The sequence below is a fragment of the Cellulosimicrobium composti genome (genome assembly GCF_010287905.1).
In the GTDB taxonomy this organism is placed as follows: Bacteria; Actinomycetota; Actinomycetes; order Actinomycetales; family Cellulomonadaceae; genus Cellulosimicrobium; species Cellulosimicrobium composti.
The window spans coordinates 40,130-54,293 of the sequence record NZ_JAAFAN010000025.1; the positions used below are offsets into that span (position 1 = coordinate 40,130).

Sequence of the window (14,164 nt, forward strand, 5' to 3'; positions counted from 1 at the left end):
CCCTCGCGGGCTCCCGCCAGACCCACCACGACCCGCCGCCGCCCCTCGTCCGGCACCGCCCCGCGTCGTACGGCTCGCCCCGGATCCGTGGCGCGCGCCGGTCGAGGCCGTGGGGCTTCCGCGTGCGGCGCGCCGGGGTCGTCGGGCGCGCGCCGGTCGGGTGGGTCGGCGTGCGGCTCGCCTCGGGCGGGGTCAGCGAGCGGCGACGGCCGCGATCATGATGGCGGCGAAGTGGCACGTGAAGCCGATGACGGTGAGCACGTGGAAGATCTCGTGGAAGCCGAACCAGCGGGGGCTCGGGTTCGGGCGCTTGATGCCGTAGACGACGGCGCCGAGCGTGTAGGCGAGGCCGCCCACGGCGACGAGCCAGACGACGGCGGGGCCGTTCGTCGTCGTCCAGAACTGCGGCATGTATCCCACGGCGACCCAGCCGAGCGCGACGTAGATCGGGACGTACACCCAGCGCGGGGCGTCGAGCCACAGGATGCGGGCGAGCAGCCCGAGCACGGCGCCGCCCCACACGATGCACAGCAGGATCGTCGCGGTGCGCTGGGGGAGGAGGAGCACCGCGAGGGGGGTGTAGGTGCCCGCGATGATGAGGAAGATGTTCGAGTGGTCGGCCCGCCGCAGGATGCCCGCGACGCGGGGCGACCACGTGCCCCGGTGGTAGACGGCGCTCGTGCCGAACAGCAGGCACGCGCTGAGCCCGAACACGGCGCACGCGACCTTGCCGGCCACGGGCGGGGCGACCACGACGAGCACGATGCTCGCGACGAGGGCGAACGGGAACGTCCCGGCGTGGATCCAACCGCGCAGACGCGGCTTGACGGCCTCGGCGACCTTCTCGACCGCGTCGCCCACGCTCTCGCGGACGCCTCCCAGCGCCTGGGCGCCCGGCACGCGTGACCGCTCGCCGTCGTCGGTCGGACGCGGCGTGCGGTCGGGGTCGGTCGGTCGGTCCACGGCGTCTCCTCGTGACGGGCCGGCGGGCGGCGGGGCGGGTCACGATGCGCGACGGCGTCGCGCACTCGAACCTACGCCATCGTAAGTTACGGCATCGTAGGTTCGCGACCGGTGACCTCCGCACCGTGTGAAGATCCTGGGCAGGGGCGTGCGCGGCGCTCGGCGGCCTGCGGTCGAGGCCCGACCGGGCGGTAGCGTGTGCCCGTTCGGCCCGCGCGTCCCGACCAGGGACCAGCCCGCCGGGCGACACACCCGTCCGCCCATGCCCGAGGAACCGTCGTGCGTCTGCCCCGCCCCGTCTACGGACTCTACGAGCGTCGCCTCGCCGCGACCCTCTCGCACGAGGCCGTCCCTCGCCACGTGGGGGTCATCCTCGACGGCAACCGCCGGTGGGCGCGCTCGTTCGGGGAGTCCACGGCGACCGGCCACCGCCGGGGCGCGGACAAGATCGCGGAGTTCCTCGGCTGGAGCGAGGACCTCGGCGTCGAGGTCGTGACGCTGTGGATGCTCTCGACGGACAACCTCTCCCGCTCGCAGGAGGAGCTCTCCGCGCTGCTCGACATCATCGAGGACGCGGTCCGCGACCTCGCCGACTCGGGCCGCTGGCGGCTGCGCGTCATGGGACGCCAGGACCTGCTCCCCGAGCGGCTCGCGGGCGCGTTGCGAGACGCGCAGCAACGCACGGCCGCGGTCGACGGTCTCCAGGTCAACGTCGCGATCGGCTACGGCGGGCGGCACGAGATCGCCGACGCCGTGCGGTCGTACCTGCGCGAGCAGGCCGACGCGGGCGCGCGCCTGGAGGACCTCGCGGAGAACCTCGACGTCGAGCACATCGAGGAGCACCTGTACACCAAGGGCCAGCCGGACCCGGAGCTCGTCATCCGCACGTCCGGGGAGCAGCGGCTCGGGGGCTTCCTGCTCTGGCAGAGCGCGCACTCGGAGTTCTACTTCTGCGAGGCGTATTGGCCCGACTTCCGCCGGGTCGACTACCTGCGCGCGCTGCGCTCGTACTCCCAGCGCGAGCGCCGCCTCGGGCGCTGACACCCGGCACGCGCCGGTAAGGTCGATGCGAACGCATCGACCGCTCGGAGGCGCACATGGGGGAGCAGGGCCACGGCGGCGCCCGCCGGGCCGTCCAGACCTGGGAGTCGCTGTTCCGCGCGCAGGTCACGATCATGCGGCGGCTGCAGTCCGACCCGGTGTGGGACGGCGTGACGCTGCGCGAGTACGACGTGCTCTTCTCGCTCACCAAGGGCCCCGACGAGGGGATGCGCCTGCGCGACCTCAACGAGCTCATCCTGCTCAGCCAGCCGTCGCTGAGCCGCATGGTCGACCGGCTCGCGTCGCGCGGGCTCGTCGAGCGCCGGTCCGCGCCCGACGACGCGCGCGGCACCGTCGTGCGGCTCACCCCGGCCGGCGCGCAGGTGCAGCGCTCGGTCGGACGCGCGCACGCGCGCGCGATCGCGACCTACGTGGGCGGGGCGCTCGACGACGACGAGCTCGCGACCCTCCAGGACCTGCTCGAACGCCTGCGCGCGGCGCAGGCGTCCATCCCCGACGTGGCGCCCCCCGCGGCGTCCGACGACGGTGGCGACGCCTCGGGCGCGTGAGCGCTGTGTGGCGGGGAACACGTCCGGTCCGTCCGTTCCTCCGCTGACCGGGACGGACCCCGCTGCCTAGGATGCGAGCGTGTCCTCAACGCCGAGCACCCACCCGACCCCCGTCGTCCCGCGTCGCCCCGACGGCCCGCTGCGCGTCGTCGTCGCGCCCGACTCCTTCAAGGGCAGCCTGAGTGCCGCCGACGTCGCGCACGCCGTCGCCGCGGGCGTGCGCAGCGTCGTCCCCGACGCCCAGGTCGTCGAGCTGCCCATGGCCGACGGCGGCGAGGGCACCCTCGACGCGCTCCTCGCCGTCTGGGGCGTCCCCGCGCGCGAGGTCGAGACGGTCGACGCGATCGGCCGCCCCCGCACGGCGCGCTACGGCGTCTCGCGCGACGGCCGGCTCGGGGTCGTGGAGCTCGCGGAGGCGAGCGGACTGCCGCAGGTGAGCGACGTCGCGCTGCAGCCGCTGCACGCCCACACGCGCGGCACGGGCGCGGCGGCCGCGGCCGTGCTCGACGCCGGGGTGGACGAGGTGGTCGTGTGCCTCGGCGGGTCGGCGTCGACCGACGGCGGCGCAGGCATCCTTACGGGGCTCGGCGCGCGGCTCCTCGACGAGCAGGGCGAGCAGGTGCCCGACGGCGGAGAGGGGCTCGCGCGGGTCGCGCGCCTCGACCTCGCGGGCCTGCACCCGCGGGCGCGCGAGGTGCGGTGGCGGCTCGCGGTCGACGTGACCAACCCGCTGCACGGCGAGCGTGGCGCGGCGCACGTGTTCGGCCCGCAGAAGGGCGCCCAGGAGGCCGACGTGGCGTTCCTCGACGCGGCGCTGCGGCGCTGGGCGGGCGTGCTCGTCGAGGAGGCGGGCTTCGACGTGTCGGAGCTCGCGGGCGCCGGTGCGGCGGGCGGGGTGCCCGCGGCGATGGTCGGGGTCCTCGGCGCCGAGCTCGAGCCGGGCGCACGCCTCGTCGCGGAGGCGATCGGGCTGCCGCAGGAGATCTCCCGCGCCGACCTGGTCGTCACGGGCGAGGGGTCGTTCGACTCGCAGTCGGTCAACGGGAAGGTCGCGGACGCGATGGGCGCGCTCGCCGCCGAGGCGCCGCACCGGCCGCCGGTCGTCGTGCTCGCGGGGCGCGTGCTCCTGCCCGCGCACCAGGCGCGCGACGCCGGGATCGCAGCGGCGTTCAGCATCGCGCCCGGGCCGATCGAGCTCGACGAGCTGCTCGACCGCACGGCGTCGCGGCTCACCGACCTCGCCGCGACGGTCACGAGCCTGCACGTCGCGTCGCGGCGCTGACCCGCGGCCACACCCTCGACGGCGGCACCGCGGTCGGCCACGGCCGTCGACGACGCAGGGCCCGGCCCGCACGCGGGGACCGGGCCTTGCGCGGGCGTGGCCGGGTCAGTCCGTGATCGCGAACGCGTCGATCTCGACGAGCATCTCCCCGCGCGGCAGACCCGTGAACACGGTGGTGCGGCTCGGCAGGACGCCCTTCGTGGTGTGCTGCGCGACGAACGCGCCGTACGCGTCGTTCATGACCGGGAAGTCCTCGCGCTTGGTGAGGTAGACGCGCAGCATGACGACGTCGTCGAACGTCGCGCCCGCGGCCTCGACGATGGCCTTGACGTTCTCGAGCGTGCGCGTGGTCTGCGCCGCGACGTCCCCCGGGTGGAGGTACTCGTTCGTCGCCGGGTCCACCGGGCCCTGGCCGGAGACCTGGACGAACGGGCCCTTGCGCACCCCCTGGTGGAACGTGTGCGCGGGCGCCGGGGCGTCGGGGGTCGAGATCGCGGTCTTCTCGCTGGTCATGCGGTGTCCTCTCGGGATGTGCCGGGTCGGGTCGGGGTGGTCACAGGTCGATCGTCGCGAGGTCCACGACCTCGTCGCCGCGCACGACGGCGGCCACGCGCCACCGGTCGAACGTCGTGCACGGGTGGGAGATGCCGAACCCGACGACGTCGCCGGGCCGCACCTGGGCCGTCGCCGGGCCCGTGGTCGCCTCGCCCGCGGCGAGCGCGAGGTAGAGGTGCTGGTCGTTGAGCGCGGTGACGCGCGTCCCGGCGAGCTCGCGCGGGGCGAGCCAGCCGTCGTCGGACTGCGAGCGCAGCCACAGCGCGACGGGCAGGTCGATGTCGAACGACACGTCGCGGCGCCCGACGCCGCAGATCGCGAGACCCGGCTCGGGCACGGAGAGGACCTGGCCCCACACGGTCGCGGCGCCGCGCAGCGGCTCGGCGCCGGGGATGCGGCTCCACGGGTCGGTGCGCCCGTAGAACCCGTGGTCGTGCGTCACGTACGCGCCCGAGCGCACGACGACGCGCGTCGCGACCTCACGCCCGTCGGGGCCCGGGACCGGCCCGGGGAGCGCGGCGAGCACGACGTCGAGGAACGAGCTGCCGCCCGCCGAGAGCACGAGCGGCTCGTCGACGCCCGCGAGGCCCTCCCGGGCGAACGCCGTGCCGAGGTCCCGCAGGTCGTCGCACCACGCGGCGACAGCGGCGAGCTCGTCGTCGCTCGTGCCGCCCGCGACCGACCCCTCGTACCCCGTGACGCCGAGCAGCCGGAGCCCGGCGGCCCGGACCGCGCGCGCGAGGTCGAGCGCCGCCGCGGTGCTCCGCACGCCGGTGCGCCCGCCCGGCACGCCGAGCTCGACGAGCACGCCGACGCGCGCGCGGGTCGCGTCGTCCGCGCCCGCGAGCCCACGCACCAGCAGATCGACACCGTGCGTCGAGTCGACGCACAGCCAGACCTCGTCCTCGGCGCCGGCCGCGACGCGCGCGAGGTCGTCGCGCAGCCACGCGATCTCGCGCGGGTCGAGCAGCTCGTTGGCGAGCAGGACGCGTGGCACGCCCCAGTCGCGCACCGTGCGCAGCTGCGCGGGCGTCGCGACGGTCGCCCCCCACGCGCCCGCGGCGGCCTGGCGCGCGTAGAGCGCGCGCGACATCGTCGTCTTCACGTGCGGCGCGTGCTCGACGCCCCGCTCGGCGCACACGCGCGCCACGACGCCGACGTTGTGGTCGAGCGTCGCGTCGTCGAGCGTGAGCAGCGGCCAGGAGAACGGGTCGTCGGTCACGCGCGGCGTGCCCGCGACGACGTCCGCGACGGTCGCGAGGCCCGCGAGCCGCAGTCCCTTCGTCCGGGGCCCGACGACGTCACCCGCCCACGGGCGGTCGGGCTGGGCTGGTCCGGTCGTGGAGCCGGTCATGCGGTCCTCCGGGTGTCGGTGGTCGGGGCGGGTCGGGCCGGGCGCAGCGGGCGGCCCGGGAGCGCGTCGGTCAGGCGGCCGTCGCGCAGGACGGGCACGCCCGCGACGAGCACGTCGTCGACGCCCGACGCCGGGCGGCGCGGGTCCTCGTACGTCGCCTCGTCGCGCACGCCGTCCGGGTCGACGAGCGCGAGGTCCGCGACCGCGCCCGGGGCGACGACGCCGCGCCCGGCGAGCGCGAAGCGCTGCGCGGGCCGGGTGGACAGGTGCGTGACCGCGTCGTGCCACGTCCAGTCCCCGAGCCTACGCACGTGCTCGGCGAGGAAGCGCGCGAACGCCCCCCAGCCGCGCGGGTGGGGGCGGCCGCCGCCCCCGACGGGCGCGTAGATCGCGTCCGATCCGCCCACGTGCGCCGGGTGGCGCAGGAGGGCGCGCACCGACAGCGGGGAGTTGGTGGGCGGCTGCGCGAACACGCACGACGCGCGCAGACGCGTCGCGACGAGCAGGTGCACCGCCGCGTCGGCGGGGGACAGGCCGAGGCGCGCCGCGACGTCGGGCAGCGCCACGCCCTCGGTCCACGCGAGGTCCGCGGCGGGCTCGTCCGCGGGCGCGCCGGCGGCCGGCCCGGTGGGCACCGCCGCCATCGTCACGCGCGGCCACAGGTCGGCCAGGGCCGGGAAGTGCTCGCGGTGGAGGCGGTCGAGCACCGCGGGGTCGCGCAGCGCGCGCACCGTCGCGTCGACGTCCGCCACGGGGAGCCACGTCGGCAGCGAGACCATCGACAGGATCGAGCACCCGCGCAGGTACGGGTAGGAGTCGAACGTGACGTCGAGGCCCTGGTCGCGGGCGTCGTCGACGTAGCCCAGGAGCTCGGCCGCCGGCCCGTGGTAGTGCGACACGTGCGTCGCGGCCCCGGACGCGCGCGCGACGCGCACGAGCTCGGCGAACGCCGGACCCGCCCTGTCCTCGTACCCGCGCATGTGGGACACGTGCGGGAGCCCGCGCGCGGTGAGCACGCTCGTCAGCGCGACGAGCTCCGCCTCGTCGGCGTAGGCCGCCGGGACGTACTCGAGGCCCGTCGACATGCCGAGCGCGCCGTCGTCGAGCGCGCCGGCGAGCAGGGCCACCATGCGGTCGACCTCGCCGCGCGCCGCCGAGCGCGCCGCCGGGCCGAGGACCGCGTAGCGGATCGTGCCGTGCGGGGCGAGGTAGCCCACGTTGACGCGCGTCGTGCCGTCGTACGTCGCGAGCAGGTCGGCGACCGGTCCGCCGCGGAACGTGGGGTGCTCGCCGTTGATCGCGGCGAAGTAGCCCGACGCCCAGGCTGCCGCGTCGTGCAGGCTCCCGCCCAGCTCCGTGCCCGCGCCCCCCGCGGTCGACTCGCCCGGTCGGGGCGACGGCGCCCACGAGACGCCGTCCTGGCCCACGACGACGCTCGTCACGCCCTGGCGCAGCATCGCGAGCTGCACGTCCTCGTCGAGCACCGCGGCCTCGCCGTGCACGTGCGCGTCGACGAACCCCGGCAGCAGGAGGCGCCCGCCCGCGTCCAGCGCCGCGGCGGCGTCGGGCGCGCCCGCCGCGGCGGGCGCGACGCTCTCGACCCGCCCCGCGCGGACCGTGACGTCGACGGGCGGGGAGGCCGCGCCGTCGGGCTCGACGAGCCGGGCGCCGCGGATCACGAGCGTGCTCACGCCGGGCCCCCCGCGTCCTCGTCGCGGCCCTCGACCCAGCCGCCGACTCCGCGCAGGCCGCCCGCGGCGAGCTCGGCCTCGCGGTCGCGCGGCCAGCCCGCGACGCCCGGGCGGGTCTGCCACGGGTGCGGCCCGTCGAGCGGGCGGTACTCCACGCCGGCCGCGTCGAGGCGCGGCAGGTGGTGGGTCTCAAGGCGCTCGCGGAACGCGCGCGACGCGGGCGACCCGGGGGAGCGGTCGGCCTCGGGCGACCACACGACCTCGGCGAACGCGGCGAGGCGCGGGAACGCGGCGTAGTCGACGCGGCGCGCGGAGTCGAGGTGCTCGGACCACAGCTCGGCCTGGCCGCCGAGGAGGCGCCCCGGCGTCGTGCCGTCGTCGCCGGAGGGCGCGACCGCGGCCGGGAGCGGCTCGAACGCGTACACGTCCTCGAGCGTCGTGAGGAAGCCGACCGGCACGGGCTCGTCCGGGGCGTCGCCGCCGCGGTGGTCGAGGTAGACGACCTGCTCGGGGGCCATGACGACGTCGTGACCCGCGGCGAGCGCGTCGGCCCCCACGGCCCAGCCGCGCCACGACGTGACGACGGCGTCGCGCGGGAGCGCGGGCCCGAACGCCTCGTCCCAGACGACGGCGCGTCGGCCGCGGGACGCGACGTGCTCCGCGAGGCGCGCGAGGAACCAGCCGTGCAGGCCGCCCACGTCGTCGAGCCCGAGCGCCTGCGCGCGCTCGACGATCGCCGGGTTCTCGCGCCACAGGGTGGTCGGCACCTCGTCGCCGCCGATCGCGACGAACGGCGCGTCGAAGACCTCCAGCACCTCGTCGAGCACGTTCCGGAAGAACTCCAGGGACTCCTCGGACGGGTCGAGCACCTCCGTGCTCACGCCCCACGTGGTGCGGACCTCGTGCGGCCGCTTGCGCGTGCCGAGCTCCGGGTACGCCGCGACCGCGGCCTCGACATGGCCGGGCACGTCGATCTCCGGCACGACCGTCACGCCGCGCTCGCGCGCGTACGCGACGACCTCGCGCAGGTCGTCCTGCGTGTAGTAGCCGCCGTGCGGGCGGCCGTCGAAGACGCCGGCCCGCCACGTGCCGACCCCCGACTCGTGCCGCCACGCCCCGACCTCCGTGAGGCGCGGGTACCGCTCGATCTCGACGCGCCACCCCTGGTCGTCCGTGAGGTGGAGCTGGAGCACGTTGAGCCGGTGGGCCGCGGCGAGGTCGACGAACCGCAGCACGTCCGCGAGCGGGAGGAAGTGGCGGGCGACGTCGAGCAGCACGCCGCGCCACGCGAACCGCGGGTGGTCCGTGACGGTGACGTGGGGGAGGACCAGCGGGGGCGTCGTCGTACCGGGCGCCCGTCGCCCGGGGGCGCGGCGGAACGCGGCCGGGCCGGCGAGCTGGCGCAGCGTGTGCGCGGCGGCGTGCGCGCCGTCGAGGTCGGCAGCGGCGACGCGGACGCCCGCGTCGTCGATCGTGAGCCGGTAGCCCGACGCCGGGAGTGCCGCGTCGAGCGCGAACGTCACGGCGGGTCGGTCCGCGGCGTCCGAGGCGTCGGCGCGCACGGGCACGAGGTCGAGGCCGAACGCGTCCTCCGTCGCGCGCCGCCAGCGCCGTGCGGCCGGGCGCAGCGCGGGGTCCGTGGCGACCCGGGTCCCGTCGGGGAGGGCGACGACGCCGTCGCCCGGCGACACCGACACGGGGGCGGGGACGAGCCCGAAGGGGTCCGTCGCGGGCTCGGGGGACGACGCGGTCACCTTTTGGAAGGACACCGAACGAGCCTAGCCGCATCTCCCGACGTCGGGGAGCGCCGACGCAAGGATTCGTCGGACGGCTTCGAATCACGCAAGCGGCTTGCAACCGCGCGTATAGTCGGCAGCATGTCGAGACGTCTGGCGGAGGTCGCCACCAAGGTCGGTGTCAGCGAGGCCACCGTGAGCCGCGTGCTCAACGGCAAGCCCGGGGTCTCGCAGGCCACGCGCGACGCCGTGCTCACCGCGCTCGACGTCCTGGGATACGAGCGGCCGACCAAGCTGCGCGGCGAGCGCGGCCGCCTCGTGGGCCTCGTGCTCCCCGAGCTCGTCAACCCCATCTTCCCGGCGTTCGCCGAGGTCATCGGGGGTGCGCTCGCGCAGCAGGGCTTCACGCCCGTGCTGTGCACGCGTACCGCCGGGGGCGTCACCGAGGCCGAGTACATCGACCTGCTCCTCGGGCAGCACGTGTCCGGCGTGATCTTCGCGGGCGGCTTCTACGCGGAGCGGCAGGCGGACCACGCGCACTTCCACCGGCTCGAGAAGCTCGGTCTGCCCGTCGTGCTCATGAACGCGTCCATCGAGGACCTCGACTTCCCGCGCGTCTCGTGCGACGACCTCGTCGCGATGAACCAGGCGCTGGGCCACGTGCTCTCGCTCGGCCACGAGAGGGTCGGCCTCCTGCTCGGCCCGGCCGACCACGTGCCGTCGGAGCGCAAGCTCGCGGCGGCGCAGGCGTTCGCCGAGCGGCAGGGGCACGCGCTCGACCCGGCGCTCGTCGTGCACAGCCAGTACTCGCTCGAGAGCGGCCAGGCCGCCGCGAACCGGCTCCTCGAGGCCGGCGCGACCGCGATCGTGTGCGCGAGCGACCCGCTCGCCCTGGGCGCGATCCGAGCCGTGCGACGGGCCGGCCTGGACGTCCCGGCGGACGTGTCCGTCGTCGGTTACGACGACTCGAACCTCATGAACTCCACGGACCCGGCGCTGACGACCGTGCGCCAGCCGATCGAGCCCATGGGCCGGGCGGCGGTGGACCTGCTCGCGAGCATGATCGCGGGCGCCGACGTCTCGCGCGACGAGCTCCTGTTCGAGCCGGAGCTCGTCGTGCGGGGGTCGACCGCCGCGGCCCGCGGCGCCGGTCGCGAGGCCGTCGGGTCGTAGCACCCGCACCCCTCTTCTCCCGGGCCCCGGCCCGGCGCCGTCGCGCGCCGGCCGGGGCTTCGTCGTCGTGCGCCGGGGCGACGACGGCCCGACCCACGGCGACGCAACTCTCTCGACGTCGAGAGATAGCGTTTCGATAACGGCCTTGTCGGGTTCTTGCGCGCTTCCTGTCGTCTAGTTACAGTCGTCTCGACGGCGCGGTCGACACCCCGCTGCACGACGGCCGTCCCCGGGGCCCGCCCCGGTCGGCACCGCACACGGTGCAGCAGCAGGCGAGACGTGCCCCGCACGCCCTCGCTCCCGAACTCACGGAAGAGGACACGGTGAGCAACGACCACCCCCGAGTCGCCGACGGCGCACCCACCCCCGAGGCGACCGCCGGTCCGGCGGGACCGGAGCGGGCGGCGTCGACCGACTGGTGGCGCAGCGCCGTGATCTACCAGGTGTACGTGCGCAGCTTCGCCGACGGGAACGGCGACGGCACGGGCGACCTCGCCGGCGTGCGCCGGCGCCTGCCGTACCTGCGCGACCTCGGCGTCGACGCGATCTGGTTCACCCCGTGGTACGTGTCCCCGCTCGCCGACGGCGGCTACGACGTCGCGGACTACCGCGCGATCGACCCGCAGTTCGGCACGCTCGCCGAGGCGGAGGCGCTCATCGCGGAGGCCCGCGCGCTCGGCATCCGCACGATCGTCGACGTCGTCCCGAACCACGTGTCGTCCGAGCACTCGTGGTTCCGGGCCGCGCTCGCCGCCGGGCCGGGGTCGCCCGAGCGCGAGCGCTTCTGGTTCCACCCGGGCAAGGGCGAGGACGGGTCGCAGATCCCGACGCGCTGGGTCTCGGAGTTCCAGGGCAGCACGTGGACGCGCACGACGAACCCCGACGGCACGCCCGGCGAGTGGTACCTGCACGTGTTCGCGCCGGAGCAGCCGGACCTCAACTGGAACCACCCCGACGTGCGCCGCGAGCACGAGGACATCCTGCGGTTCTGGTTCGACCGCGGCGCCGCGGGCATCCGCATCGACTCGGCGGCCCAGCTCGTCAAGGACCCCGCGCTGCCCGAGGTGCCCGCGCACCCGGGGCCGGGCGAGCACCCGCACGTCGACCGCGACGAGCTGCACGACATCTACCGCGGCTGGCGCGCCGTCGCCGACTCGTACGAGGAGCCCCGCGTCCTCGTGGGCGAGGTGTGGCTCGCCGACCGCGCGCGGTTCGCGCAGTACCTGCGCCCCGACGAGATGCACACCGCGTTCAACTTCGACTTCATGGCGCGCCCCTGGGACGCGAAGGCCCTGCGAGAGTCGGTCCAGACGACGCTCGACGCGCACGCGCCCGTCGCCGCGCCGGCGACGTGGGTGCTGTCGAACCACGACGTCACGCGTCCGGTGACCCGCTACGGCCGCGAGGACAGCTCGTTCTCGTTCGCGGCCAAGCGCGCCGGCACGCCGACCGACCTCGACCTGGGTCGCCGCCGCGCCCGCGCCGCCGCGCTGCTCTCCGCCGCCCTGCCCGGGTCGCTCTACGTCTACCAGGGCGACGAGCTCGGGCTCCCGGAGGTCGAGGACCTCCCGCCCGACGCGATCCAGGACCCCATGCACGCCCGCTCCGGCGGCGTCGACCCCGGCCGCGACGGCTGCCGCGTGCCCCTGCCGTGGACGCGCGGCGGCACGAGCCACGGGTTCGGGCCCGACGGCGGGGCGGAGCCCTGGCTGCCCCAGCCGCCCGGCTGGGGAGAGGTGTCGGTCGAGGCCCAGTGGGACGACGACGCCTCGATGCTCGCGCTCTACCGTCGCGTCCTCGCGACGCGGCGCGCCGAGCCCGCGCTGCACGGCGGCGCGTTCCGCTGGCTCGACGCCCTCGACGGCGTCGCGCTCGGCGACGACGTGCTCGCCTTCACCCGGGGCGACGGGCGTGACGCGGTCACGTGCGTCGTCAACCTCGGGGTCGAGGACGTCCCGCTGCCGGCGGACGCCGTGGTCCTCGTGCGCAGCGACCTCCCCGCCGACGCCTCGGGCGGTCCTGGCGCGCCGCAGCCACCGGCGCCCCTGACCACCGACACCGCGGTCTGGCTCCGCGCGACCCCGTCGCGCCCCTGACCGCCACACCGGCGCGCCTCACCGGGCGGGCCGGCGACCCGCACCCACCCCACCCAGCACCCAGCACCACCGGAACCCAGGAGTGACGATGAAGTCCACACGTCAGGCGATCGGCCTCACCCTCGCGGGGGCCCTCGCGATCAGCACGCTCGCCGCGTGCTCGAGCGGCGGCTCGGGCAGCGACGACGAGAGCAGCGGCTCGGACGACGGGAAGGTCACCCTCTCGGTGGTGTCCCTGCTCCCGGGCTCGGAGCAGGAGGCGATCGACGCCTTCAACGCCCAGGTCGAGGAGTTCGAGGCCGCGAACCCGGACATCGACGTCGTGCCCGAGGAGTACGAGTGGAAGGCGACGACGTTCGCGCCCCAGCTCGCGGGCGGCACGCTGCCCGACGTCTTCGAGATCCCGTTCACCGACGCGAAGACGCTCGTGGAGAACGGCCAGCTCGCGGACCTCGACGAGCAGTTCCGCACCCTGCCGTACGCCGACCGCTTCAACCCGGCCATCCTCGAGGCCGGCACGGGCGCCGACGGCCACGTCTACGCGATCCCCGCCAAGAACGTCTACGGCGTGGGCCTGCACTACAACCGGGCGCTGTTCGAGTCGGCCGGCCTCGACCCCGACCAGCCGCCGACCACGTGGGACGAGGTCCGCGAGTACGCGAAGAAGATCGCGGACGCGAACCCCGGCGTCGCGGGCTACATGCAGATGTCGCAGAACAACACGGGCGGCTGGCAGCTCACGGTGAACACGTTCGCGCGCGGCGGCCGCACGCAGGAGGTCGCGGACGACGGCACGGCCACGTCGACCCTCACGAACGACGGCACGAAGGCCGCGCTCGAGTGGCTGCAGGCCATGCGCTGGGAGGACGGCTCCCTCGGGAGCAACTTCCTCCTCGACTGGGGAACGATGAACCAGGCCTTCGCCGCCGGGCAGGTCGCGATGTACACGTCGGGCTCCGACGTGTTCACGTCGCTCGTGCAGACGAACGCGCTCGACCCGTCCACCTACGGCCTCGCGGCGCTCCCGCTCGAGGGCGACGACGCGGGCGTCCTCACCGGCGGCACGCTCGCCGCGATGCCGGCGACCGTGGACGAGGCGAAGAAGGAGGCCGCGATCAAGTGGATCGACTTCTTCTACCTCGGCAAGCTCGTCGACGAGAAGCGCGCCGTCGCCGACGCCGAGGTCCTCGTCGCGAACGACCAGCCCGTGGGCACCCCGGTCCTGCCGATGTTCTCCCAGGAGCAGTACGAGCAGAACCAGGAGTGGATCGCGGACTACATCAACGTGCCGCTCGACCAGATGACGAGCTACACGGACACGATGTTCGACCTGCCGCTCGTGGGTGAGCCGTCGCAGAAGACGCAGGAGATCTACGCGCTGCTCGACCCGGTCGTCCAGGCCGTCCTCACGGACGAGAACGCCGACGTGGACGCGCTGCTGGAGCAGGCGAACACCGAGGCGCAGGCCCTGCTCGACCAGGGCTGACACCGCCGGGTCCGCAGCCCGGGCCGGCCCGGCGCGCCCCCCGCCGGGCCGCCCCGGCGCCCCCCCCCGCGCGGGTGGGCCGCCCCCCGCGCCCCCGCCGCCCCCCCGGGGGGCCCCCCGCCCCCCCCCCCCCCCCCCCCCCACGACGGCGACCGAACCGTAGGAGACCGCATGAAGACCATCGACTCCCTGGGCGACCTGCGCGGCAAGCGCGTCCT

11 protein-coding genes are annotated in these 14,164 nt (G+C 75.6%); 6 read left to right on the forward strand and 5 right to left on the reverse strand.

The annotated features are described in order from the left end of the window. Positions 1-192: 192 nt before the first annotated feature. Positions 193-882 (reverse strand): PAQR family membrane homeostasis protein TrhA, encoded by a 690-nt coding sequence (gene trhA, locus GYH36_RS09265; protein WP_203231726.1) that lies wholly within the window; start codon positions 880-882, stop codon positions 193-195. A 360-nt stretch (positions 883-1,242) separates the two neighbouring features. On the opposite strand from trhA, the gene GYH36_RS09270 reads away from it, so the two are divergent. The 3 genes from GYH36_RS09270 to GYH36_RS09280 all read left to right on the forward strand — a co-directional run bounded on the left by GYH36_RS09270 (position 1,243) and on the right by GYH36_RS09280 (position 3,855). Then, positions 1,243-2,004, forward strand: coding sequence for an isoprenyl transferase (locus GYH36_RS09270; protein WP_162289704.1), 762 nt, complete (start codon positions 1,243-1,245; stop codon positions 2,002-2,004). A 56-nt stretch (positions 2,005-2,060) separates the two neighbouring features. Continuing rightward, positions 2,061-2,573 carry a MarR family winged helix-turn-helix transcriptional regulator gene (locus tag GYH36_RS09275; protein WP_162289705.1) on the forward strand — a complete coding sequence of 171 codons (513 nt, stop codon included), beginning with the start codon at positions 2,061-2,063 and terminating at the stop codon, positions 2,571-2,573. Between the two features lie 79 nt (positions 2,574-2,652). Further along, a complete protein-coding gene (locus tag GYH36_RS09280) occupies positions 2,653-3,855 on the forward strand; it encodes a glycerate kinase (protein WP_162289706.1) in 1,203 nt (400 codons plus the stop codon). Between the two features lie 105 nt (positions 3,856-3,960). Here the strand turns inward: GYH36_RS09280 and GYH36_RS09285 are convergent, their stop codons facing one another. The 4 genes from GYH36_RS09285 to GYH36_RS09300 are packed head-to-tail and all read right to left on the reverse strand — an operon-like array spanning position 3,961 to position 9,224. Next, positions 3,961-4,368, reverse strand: a complete 408-nt coding sequence (locus GYH36_RS09285) for a RidA family protein (RefSeq protein WP_162289707.1) — start codon at positions 4,366-4,368, stop codon at positions 3,961-3,963. Positions 4,369-4,408: 40 nt separating this feature from the next. Further along, the gene (locus GYH36_RS09290) at positions 4,409-5,764 is read right to left on the reverse strand and encodes an alanine racemase (RefSeq protein ID WP_115943036.1); all 1,356 of its coding nucleotides are present in this window, start codon (positions 5,762-5,764) and stop codon (positions 4,409-4,411) included. Then, the gene (locus GYH36_RS09295; RefSeq protein ID WP_162289708.1) at positions 5,761-7,455 is read right to left on the reverse strand and encodes an N-acyl-D-amino-acid deacylase family protein; all 1,695 of its coding nucleotides are present in this window, start codon (positions 7,453-7,455) and stop codon (positions 5,761-5,763) included. Before GYH36_RS09295 ends, GYH36_RS09290 begins: the two co-directional genes overlap by 4 nt. Continuing rightward, positions 7,452-9,224, reverse strand: coding sequence for a beta-N-acetylhexosaminidase (locus tag GYH36_RS09300; RefSeq protein WP_312028575.1), 1,773 nt, complete (start codon positions 9,222-9,224; stop codon positions 7,452-7,454). The genes GYH36_RS09295 and GYH36_RS09300 overlap by 4 nt, the downstream gene beginning before the upstream one ends. A gap of 108 nt (positions 9,225-9,332) precedes the next feature. Here GYH36_RS09300 and GYH36_RS09305 point away from each other — a divergent pair, with 108 nt between their 5' ends. The 3 genes from GYH36_RS09305 to GYH36_RS09315 all read left to right on the forward strand — a co-directional run bounded on the left by GYH36_RS09305 (position 9,333) and on the right by GYH36_RS09315 (position 13,946). Next, positions 9,333-10,364, forward strand: a complete 1,032-nt coding sequence (locus GYH36_RS09305) for a LacI family DNA-binding transcriptional regulator (protein WP_024839434.1) — start codon at positions 9,333-9,335, stop codon at positions 10,362-10,364. A gap of 323 nt (positions 10,365-10,687) precedes the next feature. Then, the gene (locus GYH36_RS09310; protein WP_162289709.1) at positions 10,688-12,460 is read left to right on the forward strand and encodes a glycoside hydrolase family 13 protein; all 1,773 of its coding nucleotides are present in this window, start codon (positions 10,688-10,690) and stop codon (positions 12,458-12,460) included. An 88-nt stretch (positions 12,461-12,548) separates the two neighbouring features. Beyond that, positions 12,549-13,946, forward strand: a complete 1,398-nt coding sequence (locus GYH36_RS09315) for an extracellular solute-binding protein (protein ID WP_162289710.1) — start codon at positions 12,549-12,551, stop codon at positions 13,944-13,946. Positions 13,947-14,164: the final 218 nt, after the last annotated feature.

What these genes read in the sequence shown, in the direction of transcription:
- GYH36_RS09275 (WP_162289705.1), top strand. Translation starts at nt 2,061, where the DNA reads ATGGGGGAGCAGGGCCACGGCGGCGCCCGCCGGGCCGTCCAGACCTGG.
- GYH36_RS09285 (WP_162289707.1), bottom strand. Translation starts at nt 4,368, where the DNA reads ATGACCAGCGAGAAGACCGCGATCTCGACCCCCGACGCCCCGGCGCCC.
- GYH36_RS09290 (WP_115943036.1), bottom strand. Translation starts at nt 5,764, where the DNA reads ATGACCGGCTCCACGACCGGACCAGCCCAGCCCGACCGCCCGTGGGCG.
- GYH36_RS09305 (WP_024839434.1), top strand. Translation starts at nt 9,333, where the DNA reads ATGTCGAGACGTCTGGCGGAGGTCGCCACCAAGGTCGGTGTCAGCGAG.
- GYH36_RS09315 (WP_162289710.1), top strand. Translation starts at nt 12,549, where the DNA reads ATGAAGTCCACACGTCAGGCGATCGGCCTCACCCTCGCGGGGGCCCTC.